Below are 22,804 nucleotides of genomic sequence, written 5' to 3' on the forward strand. Positions count from 1 at the left end.
ACGCTAGAAGTGACGTCACCCACGGGCTATGTGGCCGAAACACACAAGTAACAGGGGTGGGGTGGTCGGGGGTTACAACGATCACGACGCGGTGGCGACCCCACCCGTCCGCGATGGGCGCCCGCCCCATCGACGGAAGTGATGCTGTGTCGCTCCGCGCCACCGATACCCACACCGGGCCGGTCGGGACCGTCGAGATCTTGGTAGGAAAGTGCCCCTTGAGGGGCCGTTTCCTACCAAGATCTGCGGCGTCGGCCGCATGAGATGTCGCGAGACGTCGACCGGGGCGGCGTCGAGTTGGGAAGCGGCGTGCCGTCGACCGATCCGCCACGACGCGGATCGCCCCGACAACGGGGCCGGCCCGCCGGCCCCGGGAAGTGGGGTGGCGGGCCGGCGAGGGACGGGCCGGGCTGGCCGGAGGCGGCGGCACCGTCTCCGTCAGGGCAGCCCGTGCGGGGAGGTCAGCGCAGGGCGAGGTCAGCGGCGGGCGAGGCCCTCGCGGGCGGCGACGGCGGTGTCCGGGTGGTCGGTGAAGACGCCGTCGAGGCCGAGGGCGAGGAACAGCTCGTACTCGGACTGGATGTCGCCGCGAGCGTTGGGGTCGGCGCCGATACGCAGGTCGGTCGGCAGGAACTGGTTCTCGGCCCGGAACGTCCAGGCGTGCACGATCAGCCGCTCGCGGTGCGCGTCCCGCACCAGGGTGGTCGGGGCGAGCAGCCGGCCGGTGGCGTCCCGAGGGACGATCAGGTTCTTGTTGGCACCGACGCCGTCGGCGTACGAGGCGATCCACTTCAGGCCGGCCGGCTTCGCCAGGTCCTGGTAGGTGCGGGCGTCGCCGGCGACGGTGAAGTCGTAAGGGCGGCCGGTGGCGTCGAGGAGCTGCGCGAGCCGGACGTCGATCATCTTGTCGAGCTTGCGCAGGTTGGCCGTCTCGAACGACTGGATGATGACCGGCGAGTTGCGGCGGGTCAGCCCGTTGCGCCGCAGCACCTCGACCAGCGGCTCCTCCAGCGGCAGGCCGATGGACGCGAAGTAGCTGGGGTGCTTGGTCTCCGGATAGACGCCGATCGTCCGGCCCCGCGCCCGCCCCTCGCTCCGGGCCAGGTCGATCACATCCTGGAGGGTGGGCACCTGGAACCGGCCGTCGAAGGCGGTGTTGGCGACACGCACCTTGGGCAGCCGCTCCTTGGCCCGCAGGGTCCGCAGCTCCGCGAGGGTGAAGTCCTCCGTGAACCAGCCGGTGACCGCGACGCCGTCGATGGTCTTCGTGGCCCGGCGCGCGGCGAACTCGGGTCGGGCGGCCACGTCGGTCGTACCGCTGATCTCGTTCTCGTGCCGCGCGACCAGCGCGCCGTCGCGGGTGGCGACCAGGTCCGGCTCGATGTAGTCCGCGCCCTGCCGGATCGCCAACCGGTAGGCCTCCAGGGTGTGCTCGGGCCGGTAGCCGCTGGCGCCCCGGTGACCGATCACGAGCGGCCGGTCCGCCGCCCGGGCACGCTCGGCGGCGGGTGCCGGGGCGGCCGAGGCCGTCAGCGCCGGCACGGCCACGGCCGCCGCGAGCAGGGCGCCGGCCAGGCCGAGGGCGGAAAGGGTACGTCGCAACGCAGTCTCCTTGTCGTCGAGGAATCCGCCTCAGCAGACAGGCCCGCGTTGACGGCGAGTTGGTCGGTGCCTGGCCGGCGGATGAACCCTCGGGATGCCGGTTTCCACACCCGATCCGCAGCGGAAAAGGAAGATTGTCTGGTGCGCCGGCTTCTTCGTCACCCCGTGCGGCTCGTGCCGCTCGGCTTCCTGGTGACGATCCTGGTCGGCACCGGACTGCTGATGCTGCCCTGGGCCACCAGCGAGTACCGGCACACCCCGTTCCTGACCGCCCTCTTCACCGCCACCTCGGCGGTCTCGGTGACCGGGATGGCGGTGGTGGACACCCCGAACTACTGGAACGGGTTCGGGCTCGTGATGATCACCGTGCTCACCCAGGTCGGCGGCCTCGGCATCGTGACCGGTGCGACCCTGGTGATCCTCGTGGTGGCCCGGCGGCTGGGGCTGCGCAGCCGGCTGCTGGTGCAGGCCGAGACCGCCGAGTTCGGCATCGGCGACGTACGCCGGCTGCTGCTGCGCATCGCCGGCCTCGCGCTGGCCTGCGAGGCGGTCATCACCGCGATCCTGACCGCCCGGCTGTGGATTACCTACGACTACCCGTTCGGCCGGGCCCTCTGGGGCAGCGTCTTCCACGCCGTCCAGGCGTTCAACAACGGCGGGTTCGCCCTCTACACCGACAATCTGGTCGCCTTCTCGACCGACGCCTGGGTCACCCTGCCGCTGGCGATCGGCACGATCGTCGGCGGGCTGGGCTTCCCGGCGCTCTTCGAGGCGGTGCGGGAGTGGCGGCAGCCCACCCGGTGGGCGGTCTCCACCAAGCTGACCGTCTGGGGCAGCCTGACACTGCTGGTGGTGGGCTTCACCGCCCTGCTGACCATCGAGTGGGCCAACCCGCGCACCCTGGGCATCTACACCTGGCCGGACAAGCTCCTGGTGGCGTTCGCCCAGAACTCGTACATCCGCACCGGCGGTTTCAACGTCCTGGACATGGGCGGCCTTGAGGAGGAGAGCTATCCCCTCCTCATCGCGCTGATGTTCATCGGCGGCGGCAGCGCCAGCACGGCCGGCGGGATCAAGGTGACGACCTTCTTCCTGCTCGCCTTCGTGATGTGGGCGGAACTACGGGGAGAGCCGGACGTGACGGTCGGGAAACGCCGGGTGGCCACCGCCAGCCAGCGGCAGGCCATCACCGTCGCCCTGCTCAGCGTCGCGCTGGTGGCCTGCGGCACGGTACTGCTGATCTTCCTCACCGAGGGAGTCCCCTACTACGCGGCGCTGTTCGAGGTCACCTCGGCGCTCACCACCACCGGCCTCAGCCTCGGGGTCGCCGCGTCGCTGCCGGAGAACGGCCAGCTCGCCCTGATCATCCTCATGTTCGTCGGCCGGATCGGGCCGCTGACCCTCGGGTCGGCGCTCGCCCTGAACACCCGCCGGCGGCTGTACCGCTACCCGGAGGAGCAACCCATTGTCGGCTAGGAGGACGGACGAGGGCAGTGTCGTGGTGATCGGGCTGGGCCGGTTCGGGTGTCACCTGTCCGGCGCGCTGGCCGCGATGAACCACGAGGTGCTGGCCATCGACCGCAACCCGGAGCAGGTGCAGCGGTGGTCGGCGCAGCTCGACCGCGTCGTGCAGGCCGACGCCACCGAGGAGGGGTCGCTGCGCCAGCTCGGCGTGGCGGACTTCGGCCGGGCGGTGGTCGCCATCGGCGCCTCGTTGGAGGCGAGCGTGCTGACGGTGTTGGCGCTGGTCGAGCTGGGCGTACCGCAGATCTGGGCGCGGGCCACCTCGACGAAGCACGCCAAGATCCTGGACTCGGTCGGCGCGCACCACGTGATCTTTCCCGAGGCGGAGACCGGGGAGCGGCTGGCCCACCTCATCGTCAGCAGGATGCTCGACTTCATCGAGTTCGGCGACGACTTCGCCATCGCCAAGGTGTGCGCCCCGGAGGCGATGCTCGGCCGGCCGCTCTCGGAACTGACGCCCACCGGGCGCTACGGGGTGCGCGTGGTGGGCGTGAAGCTGCCCGGGGAACGCTTCCGGTACGCCACCGACGCCACCGTGATCGCCCCGGGCAGCATGCTGATCGTCGAGGGGGACATCGAGCAGGTGCAACGGTTCGCGGAGTTCAGCTGACCCCGGCGGGCTCAGTCGTCATCGTCATCGTCCCTTTCCGTGTCCCTTTCCCTTTCCGTTTCCTGGCTTACTTTTTTTCCACCACCCGCCTTGCCCTTGCCGGAGTTGTCGGACTTGGCCTTCGACCCGCCGGAACTCCCGGCCGACGTGCCGGCCTTCTTCGTCGGGGCCTTGACGGTGGGCGCCTTGACCGGTGCCTTGGCCGGCGCCTTCGTGGGTGCCACGCTGGGCGCCGCGCCGGCCACCCCGGAGACCTGCGCCCCGCAGGCCTCGTCGCCGAGGCGGAACTCCAGCGGCAGCGGGTTGGCCCCGCCGTGGCGGCCGGTCAAAGTGAGTTTCTCGGACGCGCCGGGGGCCAGCGCGGCCCGCTCCGGAGCCGGCTCCACGAGCACCGTGCGCCCCTGCTGGCGCACCGGGACGGGGGTCGCCTTCGTCACCGTCTGCTGGCTGGGGAAGGTGAAGCTCAGCCGCCAGTCGCGCAACTCGCGCATGCCGGTGTTGGTCAGGGTCAGCTCGGCGGCGAAGTCCTTGCCGGAGTCCGTGCGCAGCGCGTACGTGACCCGGCACGGCGGCGGCGTCTCCGCCCCCATCCGCGCCTCCGTCGGCTGGTCGATGCCGCCGCTGGCGGGACTGTGCGAGGTCACCCCCCACAGCGCCGCGGTCACCGCCACCAGCCCGGCGGCGGCCACCCCCGCCTCGATCCGCCGGCGCCGGGTCGCCGCCCGCCGGTTGCGCGTACGGGAGAACGGCAGCGCGTCGGTCGCGGCGGACCAGGGCAGGATCGTGGTGCCGGCGGCGGCGAACGCGGCCTCGTCCACGGGCCCCGCCGCAGGGGAGACCGGCACGGCGGAGATCATGCCGGCGGCCTCGGCGAGCGTACGCGCGACCTCGGCGGTGGCGGGCCGGTCACCCGGGCGCTTGGCCAGGCAGCGGCTCACGAGCTCGCGCACCTCGTCGGGCAGCCCCGGCACCGGCGGCATCGGCTCCGGCTCGTTGTACATGTGCGCGCGCAACATCTGCGTGGTGGTGCTCGCCTGCCACGGCAGCCGGCCGGTGAGCATCCGGTAGAGCAGCAGGCCGACCGCGTACACGTCGGTGGCCGGGGAGACCTGGCCGTTGTCGAGCCGCTCCGGGGCGAGGTACGCGGGGGTGCCGAGCAGTGTGCCGTCCGGCCCCTTCTCCTTCTCCCCCACCAGCGCGGAGATGCCGAAGTCGACCACCTTCACGCCGGTGGCGGTCAGCATGACGTTGCCCGGGGTGACATCGCGGTGCACCACGCCGCGGGCGTGCGCGGTGGCCAGCGCCGAGGTGACCTCCGCGCCGATCGTCACCGCCTCCCGCCAGGGCAGACTGCCCCGGCGCAGCCGGCCGGTCAGCGACTCCCCGTCGACCAGCTCCATGACGACGTACGGCACGGTCAGGCCGACCTGCTCCGACTCGCCGTAGTCGTAGACGTTGGTGATGTTGGGGTGGCACAGCCTTGCGGCGGCCTGCGCCTCGATCCGGATGCGGTGCCGGAACGCGCGGTCGGCGGCCAGCCGCGACGCGAGCACCTTGACCGCCACCTGCCGGCCCAGCACCTCGTCGTAGCCGCGCCAGACCACGGACATGCCGCCCGCCCCCAGCTGCTCGATCAGCCGGTACCGCTCGCCCAGCAGTTGTGCGCCGTCCCGGATCGGTCCACCCATGAAGGTCGTTGTTGCCCCGGACCGGCCCGGCTACACCTGAAGGGTCGGAATCGGTCAGCGATTCACCCGTTCAGGCGGTGGCGAGGAGCTGGTCCACGGGCGCGTAGTCGTCGGTCAGCACCAGCGCCTCGCCGACGAACGCGGTGAGGTCCGCGCCCGCCAGCAGGCTGGCGTCCTCCCGCAGCTCGGCCAGCCGGGCGCGGACCGCCTCCAGCGGCAGCGGGGTGTCGGAGGCGACGATGAGGAAGTTCGAGCCCTCCCGACCGGCGAGCGCCGCCGCCGGGGCGATCAGGGCGACGTGCCGGAACTCGGCGGCGACGGTGGCCAGCTCGCTGCGGATGAAGCGCAGCGGCGGGTAGTCGATGACGTTCTGCACGTAGACGCCGCCCGGGCGGGTCACCCGGCGGACCTCGGCGGCCATCTCCCGGGTGGCGAGGTGCCAGGGCACCACCAGGTGCCCGAACGCGTCGCCGACCACGAGGTCGCGGCTGTCGGTGGCCTCCCCCGCGACGAGCAGCCGGGCGTCACCCACCACCGCCCGCAGGTCCGGCCCCTGGCGTACGCCGAGCTGACGCTCGCCCAGCTCCACCAGCCCGCCGTCGATCTCGAACACGACGTTGTCCGTGCCCGGGCGGGTGGCGGTCAGGTAGCGGGGCACGGTGAACCCGCCGCCGCCCAGGTGCAGCGCGTCGAGCCGCTGCCCCTGCGGGGCGACCACGTCGGCCACCGCCCCGATCCACCGGGTGTACGCGTACTCCAGGTGGGTGGGGTCGGCGAGGTCCACGTACGAGTGCTGGGCCGAGTTGAGCAGCAGGGTGCGGCCGGAGTCCCGGGCGGGATCGACCTCCACGCTGGCGCAGTGGTAGGCGGTCTCGATGTCGCACGGGTTCGGGGCGACGGTGGTCAGGCCGGCGCCGACGAGACCGAGCACCGCCAGGGCGGCCTTGGCGCGGGCGGGGCCGGGCAGCTCCGCGCGGTCCTGGCGGCGCAGCCACACCCCGAGGCCGAGCCCGGTGAGCCCGAGCGAGGCCGCCAGGGCGAACAGGATGACCGTGCTGGGCAGCGCGGCCACCAGCACGAAACCGGTGACCAGGGTGGCCGTGACCGCGCCCAGCGTGCCTACGCTGGAGAGCCGGCCGACCACCTGGCCGGTGCGCCGCAGGTCGGCGAGCTGGAGCTTGACGACCAGCGGGGTGACGGCGGCGAGCAGGGCCGCCGGCACGAAGACAGCCAGCGCGACGAGCAGCAGGATGGCCGAGGCCGCCCCGCCGCGCAGCACCTCGCCGGCGTACCGGACGACGGGCAGGGTGACGGCCGTGGCGATGCCGGCCAGCACCAGCGCCGGGGCCAGCATCGCCCTCGGGTTGCGCCGGTCGGCCAGCCAGCCGCCCGTCCACGCGCCGTAGGCGATGGCGGCCAGGGCGATGCCGATGACCGAGCTGGTCACCTGGAGGGTCACCCCGACGTACGGCCCGACCAGCCGCAGCGCGGCGGTCTCCAGCACCAGGACGGCGCCGCTGGAGAAGAAGACCAGGAACGCGGCGAGGCCGTTGGGCAGGGCCCGGGCGGTGGAGGCCGCCGGAGTGGCGGGCGGGACCGTGACGTCGGAGGATGGGGAGCTCACCCGCGCGATGGTACGCAGGAAAACTGGGCCCCCGGGTCAGTACATCGAGAGATGAACATGGTTCGTGTGGTCGGCGGCGGGGCTGCCGCTGCCGCCGTACGCCCGCCAGCCGGTGCCGGGGTGCCAGATCTGCCGGTACCAGATCACGTAGAGCACGCCCAGCCTGCTGGCGTTGCGCACGTGCCAGGCGGCGAGGCTGTCCCCGTACGACTTGTCCCCGCCGGTGGCGGTCTTGTCCTCGAACCCGCCGGTGGCGGCCGAGAAGTCGCAGGCCCGGCCCTTGGGGTGCTCGCCGGAGCCGCCGCTGCGGTAGCAGGAGACGTGCCGCTTGTAGCCCGCGGCCTGGGTCTGCTTGAGGGCGTTGAGCGTGCGCGGGGTGATGCAGCCGGAGGTGGTCGGGTCGTTCACCGAGCAGGACTCCGACGGCCAGGACCCGTCCGAGTTGCGGGGGGCCGGCTTCGCCGAGGAGGAGTTGCCGCCGCTGAAGCCGCCGCTGCTGCCCGAGCTGACCTCCGCGAGCGCCGCCTCGGCCTCCTTCTTCTTCTTCGCCATCACGGCGAGCTGCTTCTGCTGCTCCCGCACCTCGGTGTCGATGGCGATCTTGGCCTGTCGCGCCTGCTCCCGCGCCTCGATCAGGCTGCGCAGCCGCCTGCTGTCGCGCTGCGCCATCAGGTCGAGGCTGGCCGCCCGGTCCAGGAACGCCTCCGGGGAGGCGCTGTTGAGCAGCATCGACGTGGGCGTCAGCCGGCCCAGCCGGTAGGACTGGGCGGCCACCTCGCCGACCTGCGCGGTCAGCTCGACCAGCCGGACCTCCACGGCGCCCAGCTGCACGGCCAGCTGCTTCTGCCGGACCTTCGAGTTCTCCAGCTTCCCCTTGGCCTCGATGTGCGCCTTGGCGGTGGCTTCCAGGGCGTCCCGGAGCTTCTTGGTGCCGCCCTCGTTGGGCTCCGCGTACGCCGGCACGGCGCCCACGCCGAAGAGCAGCGTGACGGCGACGAGCAGGGCGGTCAGCGGACGGCGGGCATGCCGCCCGGCCGACAGGGCGGTCAGCGGACGGCGGCCGCGACGCCCGACGGGCATGGTCCTGCGCACGAAAGCATCCTTCCGTCGGCCGCCGGCCCCGGATGACAACACGGCGCGGCGGCGGCCCCCGCCGGGCGCCGGTCGGCGGCCTGCTGGCGGAGACCGGCGGTCAGGATACCGGACGGAGCACGCCGGGCCAGGCCCGCGAACGCCCGGACCGTCGAACGTCCACGCAGGGTCGCAACGGCGTCACGCCCCGTCGAGCAGGGCCTCGCGCACGCCCATCCAGACCTGCTCGCTCGCGGCGACCAGGAGGCCGTGGCCGTCGTCGCCCGGGCGGTAGTCGGTGCCGTCGAAGCGCCGGGCTACCCCGCCCGCCGCCCGGACCAGCAGGGCGCCCGGGGCGTGGTCCCACGGCAGGGTGCGCCAGAAGAGCACGAAGTCCTGGTCCCCGGTCAGCACGTCCAGGTATTCCCGGCCGGCGCAGTGCTGGCCGGGCAGCATCTCGCCCAGCCGCGCGCCGCCCTCCTCGACCAGCGCGCGCGGCGCGGCCGGCAGCGCGTGCGACATCGCGGCGCCGCGCACCGCGTCGAGCGCGGGCGCCCGGTCGCCGGTCCGCACAGGTTGGCCGTCGAGCCAGGTGCCCTCGCCGGCCCGCGCGACGGCCAGCGTCCCGGCGAGCGGGTCGAGCACCCACGCGGCGACGGGATCCCCGTCGGTCAGCAGCGCCACCATCAGCGCGAACGGCTGCCGGCCCGCGGCGAAGTTCGAGGTGCCGTCGACCGGGTCGACGAGCCACACGTCGCCGGAGCCGCGCAGGTGCTCCAGCAGGGCCGGGTCGTCGGCGACCGCCTCCTCGCCCACCACGACCGAGCCGGGACGCAGTCGGCGCAGGGCCGCCGAGATCACCTCCTCGGCGCGGCGGTCGGCGACGGTGACGAGGTCGCCCGGCGCCTTCTCGCTCACGTCGGCGTCGTCGAGCTTGCGGAACAGCGGAAGCACGACCTGGTCGGCGGTCTCACGCAGCAGACCACCGACGTCGTCGAGCAGGGTGTCAGCCACGCGGCGGCAGCTTCACCACGCTGACGAAGAACTCGTCGATCTGCCGGACCACCGAGATGAAGCGCTCGAAGTCCACCGGCTTCGTCACGTACGCGTTGGCGTGCAGCTGGTAGCTGCGCAGGATGTCCTCGTCGGCCTGGGAGGTCGTCAGCACCACCACCGGGATCCGGCAGAGCTGCTCGTCCTTCTTGATCTCCTCCAGCACCTCCCGGCCGTCGCGGCGCGGCAGGTTCAGGTCGAGCAGGATCAGGTCCGGCTGCACCACGTCGGCGTACTGGCCCTCCCGCCGCAGGTAGGCGAGCGCCTCGGCGCCGTCGGAGACGACGGTCAGCCGGTTGCGGAGCTTGTGCTCCTCGAACGCCTCCTGGGTCATCAACACGTCACCCGGATCGTCCTCGACCAGCAGGACCTCGATCGGGCTCTTGCCGTCCGCCGGCGCGGTCATCCCACCGTCTCCCTCATGTCACCCGTTCTACCGCCTTCCGGTGCCCGGCCGGGCCCGTCCGTGGTCTCCGTCTCGTCGTCGCGCCGGTCGGCCTGCGCCGGGACACCGCCCGTGCCGGCCCCGGCGGCGGGCTCGTCGCCGTTCCCGGGCGTCCCGTCGCCGTCCCCGGCCACACCGTCCCCGGCTTCACCGTCCGCGCTCGCGCCGTCCCCGGGCGCCGGCTCGTCCGCCGTCGACGCGGCGGCCGCCTCGACGTCCTCGGGGAGCGCCGGGAGGGTGAAGCGGATCGCCGTGCCCTCCTCGGTGCCCGTGTCCACCCAGACCCGACCGCCGTGGTACTCCACGATCTTCTTGACGATCGCCAGCCCGATCCCGGTGCCCGGGTACGCGTCCTTGGCGTGCAGCCGCTGGAAGATGACGAAGATCTTGTCGGCGAACTCCGGCTCGATCCCGATGCCGTTGTCCTGGCAGCTGATCTCCCACTCGTCGCCCACGAGACGGGCCGAGACGTGCACCTTCGGGGGCACGTCGGGGCGGCGGAACTTGACCGAGTTGCTGACCAGGTTGGCCAGCAGGTTCGTCAGCAGCGGCTCCTCGCCACGGATGACGGGCAGCTCGCCCCAGGTCAGCTCCGCGTCGGCGTACTGCCGGGCCGCCTCGGTCTGGCCGGCCACGTCGCCCATGACCTTGTTCATGTCGACCTCGGTGAAGCCGGTGGTGAGCCGGCCGATCCGGGAGAAGGCGAGCAGGTCGTTGATCAGGCGCTGCATCCGCTGCGCGCCGTCGACCGCGAACGCGATGTACTGGTCGGCCCGCTCGTCCAACTGCCCCGCGTAGCGGCGCTGGAGGAGCTGGCAGAAGCTGGCCACCTTGCGCAGCGGCTCCTGGAGGTCGTGCGAGGCGACGTACGCGAACTGCTCCAGGTCACGGTTGGAGCGGGTGAGTTCCTCGGCCTGCTTCTGGAGCTGGCTGTTGACCCACTCGATCCGCTCCCGGGCCTCCCGTACCTCGGCCAGGTCCTTGGCGATCTTGCGCCGCATGGCGTCCACGTCCTCGGCGAGCCGGAGGAACTCGGGCGGGCCGGCGCCGGCGATGCCGTGCTGGTAGTCGCCCTCGGCCACCTCGCGGACCTGGTCGGCGAGGCCGGTCAGCGGGCGGATCACCATCTTGTCCAGGGAGACCAGCAGCATGCTGCCGGCGATGATCACCACCGCGAGGGCGGCGATCAGCAGGACGACCAGCAGGTTGCTCGTCCGCAGGACGTCCTCGGCACTGCGCTGCCGGGCCTCGAAGATCTCCTGCTGGAGATGGTCGACGGCGCCGCGTACGTCGTCGAACTGCTCCCGCGCCTGGTCGGTGATGAGCGCCTGCCCCGCGGCCGTGCCGTTCTGCTGCGTCGTGGTGACCACCGGCACCGCCACCGCCTGGCGCCACGCCTCGGCCCGTTGCTCGACCAGCCGGATCTCCTGCCGAAGCTCCGGATAGTCGTCGACCAGCCGCTGCATCGAGGCGACCAGGTCCTGCTCGCGCTTGCGGCCCGCCTCGTACGGCGTCAGGTCGGCCGGGTTGCCGCTGACCGCGTAGCCGCGGATCGCCGTCTCCTGGTCCAGCAACGCGTTCAGCAGCTCCTGCGCCTGCACCCGCAGCGGGCCGGTCTTGTACAGGATCGCGTCGATGTGCGTCCGGTTCTTCGCCGCCAGCGCCACCTCGCCGCCGGCCAGCCCGATCAGCAGGATCGCGACGACGGTGAGCAGCGTGACGACCCGCCGGCGCAGGGTCCAGTCGCCGACGCGCGTCACCGGCCACCGCCCCGGCTCACCAGGAGCATGGCGACGTCGTCGGCGAACGGACCGCCGTTGAGCTGCTCGGCGCGCCCGACCAGCCAGGCCGGCAGCTCCGACAGCGGCACCGCGAGGGTCGCCGGGTCGGCGAGCAGTCCGCTGAGGCCCGGCACGTCGAGGCGCTCGTCGCCCTCGCCGATCCGGCCCTCGATGAGGCCGTCGGTGTACATCAACAGGGACCAGTCATCGGTGTCGAACTCCAGGTCGTAGGCCACGGGCCGGCGGGGTCGTACGCCGAGCAGCAGGCCGCCTGGCGCCGGAACCGGCACCACCTTGCCCCCGGCGAGCAGCAGCGGCGGCGGGTGCCCGGCCAGCCGGACGGTGGCCCGGTTGGCGTCGAGGTCCAGCCGCACGGTCGCGACGGTCGCGAAGATCTCCTGGAGCCGGCGCTCGCTCATCAGCACCTGTTCCAGCGCCGGGAGCACCTCGTCGTCGGGCACGCCGGCGAGGATCAGCGCCCGCCAGGCGACCCGGAGCTCGACGCCGAGGGCCGCCTCGTCCACGCCGTGCCCGCAGACGTCGCCGACGATCAGGTCGAGCCGGTCGGGCCGGGTCTGCACCACGTCGTAGAAGTCACCGCCGATCAGGGCGGCGTGCCGGCCGGGCCGGTAGAAGGTGTGCACCGCGACGACGTCGGTGGTCATCAGTGGCTGGGGCAGCAGGCCCCGTTCGAGGCGGGCGGACTCGGCCTGGCGCAGCTCGACCTCGCGCAGTCGCCGGGCGTTCTCGTCGGCCCGCTTGCGCTCCACCGCGTAGCGCAGCGCCCGGGTCAGCAGCACGCCGTCGACCTGGCCCTTGACCAGGTAGTCCTGGGCGCCCTCGGCGACCGCGACGATGCCGAGGTGCTCGTCGGAGCGGCCGGTCAGCACGCAGACGGCGGCGCCGCTGGCCATCTCCAGCACCTGCCGCAGCCCGTCGAGGCCCTGCGCGTCGGGCAGGCCCAGGTCGAGCAGGACGCAGTCGACGCCCATCACGCGCTGCCGGGCCTCGCTGAGGCTGGTGGCCACCAGCAGGTCGATCATCGAGTTCGTCTCGGCGAGCAGCTCACCGACCAGGAAGGCGTCGCCCTCGTCGTCCTCCACCAGCAGCACCCGCAGCCGCTCGCCGGGAGGCAGGTTGGGATGACGTCCCATGCCGCCGTGCGGATACGGCGCGACGGAGGAACCGGCCAGGCCGGTCCCCCGGTGCGGCCGGGTCACCGCCGCGAGACGCGGGAGATCGCTGGTGATGTCGGGCTCCTTCCGAGTGCCCTGCTGATCCTGTATTAGACAACGTTCGCACACAACACGACGGGCTCCGCATGCGCGGGCATGGGTCGGATCACTGTGCGGCGAGGGGCAAAGCGGGCGTCCGCGCTCCCCCGGCCCACACCGGGAGTCCCGCTGACGGCCGCCGGGGTGCAGGATGGTGCCCACCTGAGACCAGTCCCGAGGAGACCCCGTGGGCGCACCCCCCACCCGCCCCGCCGACCGCGCGCTGGCCCGGCCCCGTCGCCGGCTGGCCGCCGCCGCGGCGGCGCTCGCCGCGCTCGTCGCCGTCGGCGCCGGCACCCTGCTCGACCTGCGCACCCCCGCGCCGCGCCCGGCCGACGCGCCGTCGGGCGAGTTCAGCGCCGCCCGGGCGTACGCGCACGTCGAGGTCGTCGCCGCGCGGACGCACGTGGCGGGCAGCCCCGCCAACGACCAGGTCCGCGCCCACGTCGAGGGGGTGCTGCGCGGCCTCGGCCTGGAGACCGAGGTGCAGGACACGGTCGCGCCCGAGGCCGGCCAGCTCAGCGGGGCGGCCGGCGGGGCCACCCTGGCCCGGGTACGCAACGTGGTGGCCCGGCTGCCCGGCACCGATCCCACCGGCAAGGTCTTCCTCGTCTCGCACTACGACTCGGTGCAGTCCGGGCCGGGCGGCAACGACGACGCCGCCGGCACCTCGGCCATCCTGGAGGTGGCCCGCGCCCTGGCCGCCGGCCCCCGGCCGCGCAACGACATCGTCTTCGTGCTCACCGACGCCGAGGAGGCGTGCCTGTGCGGGGCGGCGGCGTTCGCGTCCAGCCACCCGCTGGCCGCCGGCGGTGGCGTCGTGCTCAACCTGGAGGCGCGCGGCTCGACCGGCCCGGTGATCATGTTCGAGACGTCGCGGGACAACGCCGCCCTGGTGGACGCCTTCGGCCGGGCCGCCCCGCACCCCGTGGGCACCTCGTTCGCCGTGGAGATCTACCGCGCGCTGCCCAACGACACCGACTTCACGGCGTTCCTCGACAACGACTTCGTCGGGCTGAACTCGGCGTACATCGACGGCGGGGCGATCTACCACACCCCCCTGGACACTCCCGCCGCCATGGACCGGGCCAGCCTCCAGCACCACGGCGACAACGCCCTCGGCCTGGCCCGCGAGTTCGGCCGCGTCGACCTGAGGGCGCTGGACTCCGGGCACGACGCCACCTACTTCCCCGTCCCGGGCGGGCTGGTCCGCTACCCCGGCTGGCTGGTCCTGCCCCTGGCGCTGCTGGCGCTCGCCGCCGTGGCGGCCCTCGGCTGGCTCGCCCTGCGGCGGGGCCGCACCACCGGGGGCCGGCTCGCCGCCGGGTTCGGGCTGGCGCTGCTGCCGCTCGTGCTCGCCCCGCTCGCCGCGCAGCTGCTCTGGGCGGCGATCACCGCGCTGCGGCCCGGCTACGCCGAGCTGCTCGACCCGTACCGGCCCACCTGGTACCGGCTGGCCGTGGTGGCGCTCGCCGCCGCCGTCCTGTGCACCTGGTACGCGCTCACCCGCCGCCGGGTCGGCCCGGCCGCGCTCGCCATCGGAGGGCTGGGCTGGCTGGCCGTGCTCGGGGTGCTGCTCGCCGTGCTGGTGCCCGGCGGGGCGTACCTGGTCACCCTCCCGGCCCTGGCCGGCGCGCTGGCCGGGCTGGTCGCGCTGAGCGTGCGGATCGACGGTCCGTGGCCGGTGGTCGCGACCACCCTGGCCGCCGCGGTGGCCGTGGTGATCCTGCTGCCCACCGTCGTCCTGCTCTTCCCGGCGCTCGGCATGGCCATGGGCGGGGTCGCGGCGCTGGTCGCGGTGCTGCTCGGCCTCGCCGCGCTGCCGGTGGTCGACCTGCTGCACCCGCAGGCCGGCGGGCAGCGCGGACTGCTCGCCGTGCGCGCGCGCCGACTCGGCGCGCTGCCGGCCGCCGCCACCACCCTGGCGGCCGTGGTCTTCGCCGGGGTCGGGCTCGCCGTCGACCGCTTCGACGCCGCGCACCCCGCGCCCACCCACCTGATGTACGCCCTCGACGCCGGCACCGGCCAGGCCCGCTGGCTCAGCCACGAGGAGGACCCCCAGCCCTGGACCGACGGCTACGTCGACGGGGTGACCGAGGTCGCCGACTTCCCCGGCCTGGGCGACGCCGAGCTGCGCGCCGGCCCGGCGCAGCCGGCGAACCTGTCCGCCCCCAAGCTGGAGGTGCTCGCCGACACCACCGCCGGCGCCGAGCGCACGCTGCGCCTGCGGCTCGTCCCGCAACGCCAGGTCCGCCTGACCACCCTGCACGTCGACGCGGCGACCGCGACGGTACTGCGGGCGGAGGTGGCCGGCCGGGCGGTGCCGGTGGAGGCCCGGGAGGGCCGCTGGGGCTTCGGCCTGGTCTTCCACGCCCCGCCGCCGGAAGGCATCGAGGTGACGCTGACCGTGACGCCGAAGGCGGGGCAGGTGGCGCTGCGCGCGATGGACGCCAGCGACGGCCTGGACGCCCTGCCCGGCTTCCGCCCGCGCCCGCCGGACGTGGGGATCGTGGGCTCGCACAGCTCGGAGATGCTGGCCGTGGCCCGCACCTATCCGCTCTAGGCGAGGTGGCGGCGGCCTGCGGGTGTGGCTCGGGGAACGATCGGTTCCCGAGCCACACCCGCACCTGTCAGGTGACTCAGCCTCGGGTGACCGTGACCTCGGCGGTGAAGGCGCCGCTGCCGTTGCCCGGCGCGTCGTCGTTGATCCGCAGGTACAGCGTGCTGCCGGAGCCGTAGTAGGTGAACGTCGTGCCCGTCCCGGCGTACCGGTAGTTGCCGTTGGTCTTGGCCAGCAGCGAGAAGGCGCGGGCGTTCGTCATCGGGAACTTCGAGTCGCCCGCCATGTTCGTCCAGCCCTGCGGCCCGTTCTGCCCGGTGAGCCACACGCCGGACCAGATCGACCCGTAGGCGCTGATCTGGACCCGGTCGCCGTACTGCAGCCAGCAGCCGGAGTTGACGTCGTACGACGCCTCCTCGACCTGCTTGGTCTCCTCGCAGACGATCGTGCTGGTGGCCGCCGCCTGTGCCGGCGTCACACCGACCAGCGCGCTGCCCGCCACGGCCGCCGCCACCGCCAGCCGGGCCGATACCGTCTTGAATCTCATGTGGTCCCCCCTCGAAATGGTTGCCGTTACGGAGATCAACACTAGGAATCCGAACGTCGGGGCACCTCAGTGCAAGCACGTAATTGATGTCGGCCAGGGGTCAGTCCGGGTCAGTCCGCCAGGAAGGTCAGCACCGCGAGCACCCGCCGGTGGGTGTCCGGCTCGTCGGCCAGGCCGAGCTTGACGAAGATGCTGCGTACGTGGGTCTCCACGGTGCGCTCGGAGAGGTGGAGTTCGGCGGAGATGCCCCGGTTGGCCCGACCTGCGGCCATCCGGGCCAGGATCTCCCGCTCACGCGGTGACAGCGCGCCGACACCCACCGACACGCGCGGGCGGCGCAACAGCCGGTCGACCACGATCGGATCGATCGCCGTGCCCGACGCCGCGACTCTGCGCACGTCGCGGAGGAACCCGGCGACGTCGGTGATCCTGTCCTTGAGCAGATAGCCGACCCCGCCACCGGGCTGCTGGAGCAGCGCCAGGGCCTCCCGGTGCTCGAGGTGCTGGGACAGCAGCAGCACGGCGACTCCGGGGTAACGACGGCGTACGGCCAGCGCGGCGCGGACGCCCTCCACGGTGAAGCTGGGCGGCATGCGGATGTCGACGATCGCGACGTCCGGCTGGTGCTCGGCGACAGCGGCCAGCAGCTGCTCGCCGTCGCCCACCTCGGCCACGACCGTGATGCCCTGCTGCTGAAGCAACAGCGCCAGGCCGCTGCGCAGCAGTACGGAGTCGTCGGCCAGAACCGCCCGCACACCACCGTCCCGTGCGGCGACCGGTACGGCCCGGGTCATGACGCCGCGAGTGGCATGACGGCGCGTACCGCCGTGCCACGCCCCCGGCTGCTCGACACCCGCAGGGTCCCGCCGCACGACTCGACACGCTCCCGCAGGCCGTGCAGCCCGCCACCCGGCACCGCGAGCGCGCCGCCGATCCCGTCGTCGTGGACGGTGACCTCGACCCGGCCCCCGCTGGCGGCGAGTGTGACGGACACCTGGCCCGCTTGGGCGTGCTTCTGGCTGTTCGTCACCGCCTCCATCGTGACGAAGTAGGCGGCGACCGCGACCGGTTCGGGGAGCGTGAGGTGGCTGACCCGATCGTCGACCAGGACGGGGACCGCGGCGCGCTCGGCGATGGCGGCCACCGCCCCGGAGAGGCCGTGGCACACCAGGGCCGCCGGGTTCATGCCCCGGACGAGGTCGCGCAGATCGGCGATCGCCTGCTCGACCTCCGCCGCGCCGCGCGCGACCAGGGCGGGATCCTCCTGCCGCAGCATCATGGCGGCGACGAGCAGCCGCTGTTGCACTCCGTCGTGCACGTCACGCTCCACCCGACGACGCTCCCGGTCGCGAGCCCGGATCAGGTGGCGGCGCTCGGCGCGGTGCATGCTGAGCGCGGCCCCGACCGGGATCAGCGCCGCACCGAGGGCGTAGAGCGTGGTCGGCCAGTGCCCGGGGCCGTAGGCGACAGTGCTCAGCATCGCCGTGCACAGGCCGTTCACTGCCAACGCGGCCCAGAACGGGGCGTACACGTGCCGTTCGGCGCGGTCGGCCCGGCGGTACCGCACGATGAACAGCCCGGCGAGAAACACGCCGACCAGCGGATAGGACCACGCCCGCAGGTGCAGCAGATGACCGGTGCTCAGCGTCCCGGCCACCATGGCCCCGGCAACGAGCACCGGCCAGTACGCGTAGCCGGCCGCGGCGACGAGCCGCTCCCACCGCCCCCGCAGGCGGCCCGACGACACGATGAGACCGGCGTGCAGGTGCATCGGATCGTGCACGATGCTCAGCATCATGCCGGCGGTGAACAGGGCGGGCAGGGTGACGCGACCCCAGGCGTCCAGCAGCCACACCAGGCCGCAGACCACCAGCAGCGGCCCGATGCGGTTGTCGGGGCGCTCCCGCCACAGCCGCAGTCCCACCTCGACGTGCAGGACCCCGGTGACGGCGAGGCAGGCCAGCTCCCAGGGATCCGTCCAGTACAGCGCCAGCAGCGGTCCGCACAGCAGCGCCGCGGTCGCGACACGCAGCGGCCACCGTAGAAGTTCCATGGATCATGATGTTGCCGCGTGGCCGCAAGCATCGGTGGATGTCCGTCGTCAGCCCGACTTTTCCGCCCCCAAATGGGTCGGGGAAGCGGGCGTTCCTACTTCCAGCGGAAGCGCACGAACGGACCCAGATTAACGCGTTGACCTGCGCCGCACCGCCACCGCAGGATCGCGGGAACAGATCGGGCACAACTCGGCGCATCACCGGGATCCCGCCAGCCGAGGGCCAGATAGGGCCGCGTCAACCAGGTTCCGCGTCCGGTCAATTGCCTCCGGCCACTCCCCCGCGTACGTGTTCAGGGTGATGATCGGCGTTGCATGCCCCAGCGCCATCTGAACCGTCTTCACGCTCGCCCCGCCATGGATCAGCAGCGTCATCGAGGCGAAGGCGGGGCCGGCTGCCGGGATGTCGGGTCTCAGGCCTACGTGACAGATCGGTATCGGGACTTGCTTGACATGTCCGGCTAGCCCGTCAGTCCTCACGATCGCCTACTGAGCCGACAGCATCTGTATTGTCCTGTCGACTGATGATCGCCAAGGGAGTCGGGCATGAGCAAGGCCGTCACGAGGATGTTCGCCCGGGGGGTGGTAGCTGTGATGGTCGGGACCGCCGTACTCGGCTGCTCGCCCCAGTCCGGACGGCAGGCGGCGGCACCCTCACCTTCTACGTCGGTGCAGCCCACCGCGAACCCGTCCAGTATGCGGGCACGCCTTGAACTGCCGATGCGGCTGGGTAACCGCTCCCGGTTCTTCCATAGGCCGCTGCTCTTCGCTCTGGGCGACGACCTTGAGCGACTGAGTCGGCTAGTGGACGATCCAAGGGACGAAGCCGGGCAGGTCTACAACGGCGAGAGTGACGCCGACTATGCGGTACTGGTCAGCGCTGTAGCTGGCACCGTGAGCGACGAGGAAGCAACGCTGGACGAGGTGTTCAGGTTTTTTCCGCAAGTGCGTGAGATCCGAGCGGTGGACCCTGGCCCCTTGGGCGGCGTGGCCCGCTGCGGTAACGGCCGCAACGACCAGTACTACGTCACGATGTGCGCCTGGGCCGATCGGATCAGCCTCGGAACGGTCACCTTCCTCAGCTCGAAGAAGCGCCTGGGCCCCCCTGGGAACGAGTTCATAGAGATCCGGAGCATGTTGGAGATTCCTATCCCGGGACCTGACCCCCGGCCAGTGATAACCGGGTAGGTCTGGCGCCGTTAGCAGGACGAGGCGACCGGCTCCCCTGTCCTGACAACCGGCTGCCGGCCCCGTTCAAACTTTCTGTACGTCTTCATGGCGGCCCTTGACGGGCCGCACGCGCCGCCGCCAGGGCGCGCGTCCGTCGCTGCGCTGGCGCTCCGACTCCGGCCACGCAATACGCCCGGCGGCTGGCGCGGAGAGCGGGAAGCCCGGTGGGCCGCCGAGGACGACAGGGGTATTGACCGGTTGGGGGTTGGGCCGGCAGCCGGCCGGGCCGCGCGGCCACGAGCCCGCGCGGCGTGAGGGAGCGGACGCCGGCCGCGTTGGCGAGCTGGCGGTGGTCGCGGGGTTGCGGTTACTGCGCCTCCGGCGGGGGCGCTCCGGCTCCAGGATGGCCGGGGCTGCGTCGGCGCGTTGCGGTCCGTGGGTGGTAGCGGTAGGCCATCCCGCCCGCCATCGACCCGGGCAAGCCGAGCAGACCACCGCCCGATCCGCCAGCGTCCGAACTTGCGTCAAGGCCGTCTTGACGTGGCGGGCCGGGCGGCGGCCCGCTCCCCGGAGGGCGGGTCGATGGCAGACGGGATGGCGAGGCGCGGCTGCTGCGTCAGGCTGTCGTAAGGCCGACCGAGTCTCAGACGGCGTGTCGCATGGAGCCACCTCGAACGTGAGGCAGGTTCGAGGTATGAGCATGAGCATCCCGGAGGACGGCACGCCTGTGTTGCAGGACTTCCTTTACGTTGACGTGCCACGCGTGCGGTCCCTTCTTGGGCAGCTGTATCAGGGCACCCCGGATAAGGTCGAGGAAATCACCGAGCGCCTTAACCGGTGGGGCCTTGGGGCATCCCTCGGTGTGGCAAAGGGCGAGGCCGGACGCCAATCGATCTCACGGAACCAGGAAACCCGGAGTTTCGGGGAACTGCATTTCACGATGTTCGAACAGTCGGCCGAAGCAACGGGGTTTCTCACCGACATCTCAGACGTTGCTGCCGATCATCGAATCTGGGAGTCCGATAGAATTGCAGAAGTTGCACCCGAGGGTTCAATCGTGCGAATCGAGGCACCTTCGAATATCACCGATGGGCAGCACTTCTCTGAAATGGTTGGGCACATGCTGGAGTCGGGTGTCCTCAAGAAGAACCAGGCCCAGGCCAAGACAATCTTTCACATGGCCAAGATGATGTACCCGAAGGGGGTGATGATTCGAATAATGCCATGCGGTCCGAGTAAGCCGAACCACGGTTTCGTTGGCACTCTGTTGGAGAGATCTGACTACATCGGACCGGAAAGGAGTGCACTGTATGGTCGCTATGGCAATGAGGCCCGAGACTGGATAACGGTTGGCGTCGTCGCACGAAGGGGTGAACGCCGGTCTGGCCCCGTCCCCTCGCTTCCCGACAACGCTGCCAGTTCTCAGCCAGGATTTGAGCGGGATAAGCTCGATGCGTTAGTTCAGCATTTTTCTAAGATTATGGAATCGCATGGCGCAAACGAATCTCCCACCTACCCCGGAATGGCCATCATTCCTCTCGCTGTTTATCGGCCGATAACTCCTCGTGAAGATGCGAGTTGAACACGAGCATGGCGGGCCGCTGTCGACCGTAGGTAGCCTTCGATGCACTTATTGCATCCAACACGCGTGAAGCCCGGCGACTCGCCGGGCTTCACGTGTCACACTTGCAGTATTGCGCACAAGGGGTGCGGGCGGGGTTGCGCTAACCGCAAGCGATTACAGGATATGGACGATCTCCGTTTCACCTTCGCGAGTTTGAAGCTTAAGGCGACCGCCCCCGCGCTCCAGCAATTCAAGCACGAGGTTATAAACCACCAAGGCGCGATTTATCGTATCCGTCTTGGTGTCTCGAGTCTTCTCACAAGCTTGATCGAGGGCTTCGACTGCACGCGGCGCTAGATTTACGGTGACGCGCACTAGCGAGCTACCGCCACCCCCACCGCCACCGTTGTCGCCGCTGTCGTTGGCGCGGTTGTTCTGGAGGCCCCCAGGCTGCTCCGTGCCTGCCCGGCGTCGATCTTCGGTGGATCGGCTGCCCACGTCCACTCCTCTCGGATAGTCAAGGGTCGTGAGCTGAGTTCCCAGTCCCGCCCCTGGTCCGCCCAGCACACTTCCCGTCTTAGCCACGACGCACTCCTTCTCCTCTAGGCGCGGGTACGCCCCGACATGGCAACGGCTGGCTCACTTTGCCCGCCGTCCCACGAGGCCGAGAGCTTGGCAGCTCAGGCCTACCCGCTGGCTGTCGTAGTAGTCATACAACGTATGCATCAGCTATGACTGTTCCAATGTCTCACACTGACACACCTACGACTAGTGCTAACCAGTCGCGGCACGATAACAGGCACCCCTAAAAGTTGGGAGATGCGGGCATCTGAGGCGTGAGGCAGGCAACGCGAAGGGCTGGCACGCAGACCTTCCTCGTACGTGTCCTGTGTAGGGATCGGAGCATCACCTGGCCTAACGAGCATCCGACGGGCAGGCAATGGGCAACCGTGACCCTCTGCAGACGGTTCGTAACCACCTACCACTCTGTCCATTTTGTCGCATATGTGGATTAAATCAACTTGCGTGCTAGCCGTACGGACGTACGACTGAAATGGGCGTTCGCGACCAGCAATCGTGTGATCGAGGGTGCTATCGTGACTGGCCGTAGCCCTGCTGGGTCTACACAAATGGGTGGAGAGGGCTCTGGCGGGGGAGTAGCCCTACCAACTGGCAGAAGGGTGAAAAGGGGGATGACAAGTCCCACCCAGCCTGAGCGGCAGGTCGAGGAAGATCTGACGCAGCAGGGGTATCCGGAGACCGATCCCACCTGCCGGGGGCAGGCCGAGGACATCGAGGCCGAGGCGGAGTTGAAGGCCGGGCCCTTCCAGGGAAAGTTCCGTCTCCGCGACGGGGCAGGCAAGACGGCGTCGAGCTGGTCCCACCTCTTGGAGGTGGCTTCCGTCCTGGTCTGGCCGGCCGGGGTGACGCTTCTCCTCTGGCTCGCGGGCGCTCCCGTCGTGGTCAGGGTTTGGGCGATGGCGGTGGTCACCGTGGTTTCATTGGCCGTGTACGGCCTGCGGGTCTGGACCGCGAGGAGGGGGCGCCGGGAAGAGTAGGCACCCCGGAGGCGCGCTGGTGAGCGGTTGCTCGTGAGACCGGGCAACCGCTCACCCATGAACCGGGGAGCCGCTGGCGGCGAGGTCGCGGTGCCCGCAAGCACGGCGCGAGGCATCAGCGAGCAGCAAGAAAGCAGCGTGCACCTCACAGCCCTCGATCAACGGGCCCGCGCTGCGGCCTGCATGCCGGGGCCGTCAGCAACCGCCTCGCCGGCGATCCGCAAGTTCAGGGCTGGGCACAGATCCGGCACAACCGAGCGCGAGTAGCGGCGGAAGACGCCGGAAACCGATGGAAGGCGTTTCAGCAGGCCAGGAGCTATGCCGGGGGCAGCGTGGGAGGTCGGGAGACGGGGGCTCTTACTTCCAGCGGAAGTGGACGAAGAGGCGGCCGAAGTTCTTCGAGTCCTTCTCGACCCGGTGGTAGAGCTGCTTGACGTCCTTCTGGTCGAGAAAGCGCAGCACCCGCTTCTTGAGCTGGCCGGAGCCCTTGCCGGGGATGATCTCGACGAGCGTGGCCTTCTTCGCCACCGCCTCGTCCATGATCCCGCGCAGGGCCCGGTCGATGTCCTGGCCCTTGTTGAAGATGTCGTGCAGGTCCAGCTTCAGCTTCATCGCGCACCCGCCGGCAGCTCACGTCCCATGACGCCGATGGTAGGCGTCCCGCGGCGCCCGCGACGAG

The 22,804-nt window shown here is 71.3% G+C and carries 18 protein-coding genes; 6 read left to right on the forward strand and 12 right to left on the reverse strand.

The annotated features are described in order from the left end of the window. Positions 1–477: 477 nt before the first annotated feature. Entirely contained in the window at positions 478–1,602 is a 1,125-nt protein-coding gene (locus tag RM555_RS19640) for a glycerophosphodiester phosphodiesterase (protein ID WP_311413122.1), read from the reverse strand. Between the two features lie 141 nt (positions 1,603–1,743). On the opposite strand from RM555_RS19640, the gene RM555_RS19645 reads away from it, so the two are divergent. Beyond that, the gene (locus RM555_RS19645; protein WP_311413123.1) at positions 1,744–3,078 is read left to right on the forward strand and encodes a TrkH family potassium uptake protein; all 1,335 of its coding nucleotides are present in this window, start codon (positions 1,744–1,746) and stop codon (positions 3,076–3,078) included. After that, on the forward strand, positions 3,068–3,736 hold the full coding sequence (locus tag RM555_RS19650) for a potassium channel family protein (protein ID WP_311413124.1): 669 nt from the start codon (positions 3,068–3,070) through the stop codon (positions 3,734–3,736). The genes RM555_RS19645 and RM555_RS19650 overlap by 11 nt, the downstream gene beginning before the upstream one ends. An 11-nt stretch (positions 3,737–3,747) precedes the next feature. Here RM555_RS19650 and RM555_RS19655 read toward each other — a convergent pair whose 3' ends face one another. The 7 genes from RM555_RS19655 to RM555_RS19685 all read right to left on the reverse strand — a co-directional run bounded on the left by RM555_RS19655 (position 3,748) and on the right by RM555_RS19685 (position 12,552). Next, the gene (locus tag RM555_RS19655) at positions 3,748–5,424 is read right to left on the reverse strand and encodes a serine/threonine-protein kinase (protein WP_311413125.1); all 1,677 of its coding nucleotides are present in this window, start codon (positions 5,422–5,424) and stop codon (positions 3,748–3,750) included. A 70-nt stretch (positions 5,425–5,494) separates the two neighbouring features. Then, complete coding sequence (locus RM555_RS19660; protein WP_311413126.1) at positions 5,495–7,048, reverse strand: fused MFS/spermidine synthase; 1,554 nt, start codon at positions 7,046–7,048, stop codon at positions 5,495–5,497. A gap of 36 nt (positions 7,049–7,084) precedes the next feature. After that, positions 7,085–8,128 (reverse strand): coiled-coil domain-containing protein, encoded by a 1,044-nt coding sequence (locus RM555_RS19665; protein ID WP_311413174.1) that lies wholly within the window; start codon positions 8,126–8,128, stop codon positions 7,085–7,087. Positions 8,129–8,320: 192 nt separating this feature from the next. Next, entirely contained in the window at positions 8,321–9,133 is an 813-nt protein-coding gene (locus RM555_RS19670; protein WP_311413127.1) for an inositol monophosphatase family protein, read from the reverse strand. Next, positions 9,126–9,578, reverse strand: coding sequence for a response regulator (locus RM555_RS19675; protein WP_311413128.1), 453 nt, complete (start codon positions 9,576–9,578; stop codon positions 9,126–9,128). Before RM555_RS19675 ends, RM555_RS19670 begins: the two co-directional genes overlap by 8 nt. Beyond that, positions 9,575–11,377 (reverse strand): sensor histidine kinase, encoded by a 1,803-nt coding sequence (locus RM555_RS19680; RefSeq protein WP_311413129.1) that lies wholly within the window; start codon positions 11,375–11,377, stop codon positions 9,575–9,577. Before RM555_RS19680 ends, RM555_RS19675 begins: the two co-directional genes overlap by 4 nt. Continuing rightward, the gene (locus tag RM555_RS19685; RefSeq protein WP_151456478.1) at positions 11,374–12,552 is read right to left on the reverse strand and encodes a PP2C family protein-serine/threonine phosphatase; all 1,179 of its coding nucleotides are present in this window, start codon (positions 12,550–12,552) and stop codon (positions 11,374–11,376) included. Before RM555_RS19685 ends, RM555_RS19680 begins: the two co-directional genes overlap by 4 nt. A gap of 307 nt (positions 12,553–12,859) precedes the next feature. On the opposite strand from RM555_RS19685, the gene RM555_RS19690 reads away from it, so the two are divergent. After that, positions 12,860–15,235 carry a M28 family peptidase gene (locus tag RM555_RS19690; RefSeq protein WP_311413130.1) on the forward strand — a complete coding sequence of 792 codons (2,376 nt, stop codon included), beginning with the start codon at positions 12,860–12,862 and terminating at the stop codon, positions 15,233–15,235. Positions 15,236–15,311: 76 nt separating this feature from the next. Here the strand turns inward: RM555_RS19690 and RM555_RS19695 are convergent, their stop codons facing one another. The 3 genes from RM555_RS19695 to RM555_RS19705 form a co-directional block, all read right to left on the reverse strand. Then, the gene (locus RM555_RS19695; protein ID WP_311413131.1) at positions 15,312–15,779 is read right to left on the reverse strand and encodes a hypothetical protein; all 468 of its coding nucleotides are present in this window, start codon (positions 15,777–15,779) and stop codon (positions 15,312–15,314) included. Between the two features lie 110 nt (positions 15,780–15,889). After that, a complete protein-coding gene (locus RM555_RS19700) occupies positions 15,890–16,534 on the reverse strand; it encodes a response regulator transcription factor (RefSeq protein ID WP_311413132.1) in 645 nt (214 codons plus the stop codon). Between the two features lie 35 nt (positions 16,535–16,569). After that, positions 16,570–17,832 carry a sensor histidine kinase gene (locus tag RM555_RS19705; protein ID WP_311413133.1) on the reverse strand — a complete coding sequence of 421 codons (1,263 nt, stop codon included), beginning with the start codon at positions 17,830–17,832 and terminating at the stop codon, positions 16,570–16,572. A gap of 546 nt (positions 17,833–18,378) precedes the next feature. Between RM555_RS19705 and RM555_RS19710 the strand changes: the two genes are divergently transcribed. The 3 genes from RM555_RS19710 to RM555_RS19720 all read left to right on the forward strand — a co-directional run bounded on the left by RM555_RS19710 (position 18,379) and on the right by RM555_RS19720 (position 22,125). Further along, positions 18,379–19,020 carry a hypothetical protein gene (locus RM555_RS19710; RefSeq protein ID WP_311413134.1) on the forward strand — a complete coding sequence of 214 codons (642 nt, stop codon included), beginning with the start codon at positions 18,379–18,381 and terminating at the stop codon, positions 19,018–19,020. Between the two features lie 682 nt (positions 19,021–19,702). After that, positions 19,703–20,584 (forward strand): DUF6414 family protein, encoded by an 882-nt coding sequence (locus tag RM555_RS19715; protein WP_311413135.1) that lies wholly within the window; start codon positions 19,703–19,705, stop codon positions 20,582–20,584. Between the two features lie 1,175 nt (positions 20,585–21,759). Beyond that, positions 21,760–22,125, forward strand: coding sequence for a hypothetical protein (locus RM555_RS19720; RefSeq protein ID WP_311413136.1), 366 nt, complete (start codon positions 21,760–21,762; stop codon positions 22,123–22,125). 357 nt (positions 22,126–22,482) lie between these two features. Here RM555_RS19720 and RM555_RS19725 read toward each other — a convergent pair whose 3' ends face one another. Further along, complete coding sequence (locus RM555_RS19725; protein WP_088987488.1) at positions 22,483–22,737, reverse strand: Smr/MutS family protein; 255 nt, start codon at positions 22,735–22,737, stop codon at positions 22,483–22,485. Positions 22,738–22,804: the final 67 nt, after the last annotated feature.

It is taken from the genome of Micromonospora reichwaldensis (assembly GCF_031845925.1).
Classification (GTDB): domain Bacteria; phylum Actinomycetota; class Actinomycetes; order Mycobacteriales; family Micromonosporaceae; genus Micromonospora; species Micromonospora reichwaldensis.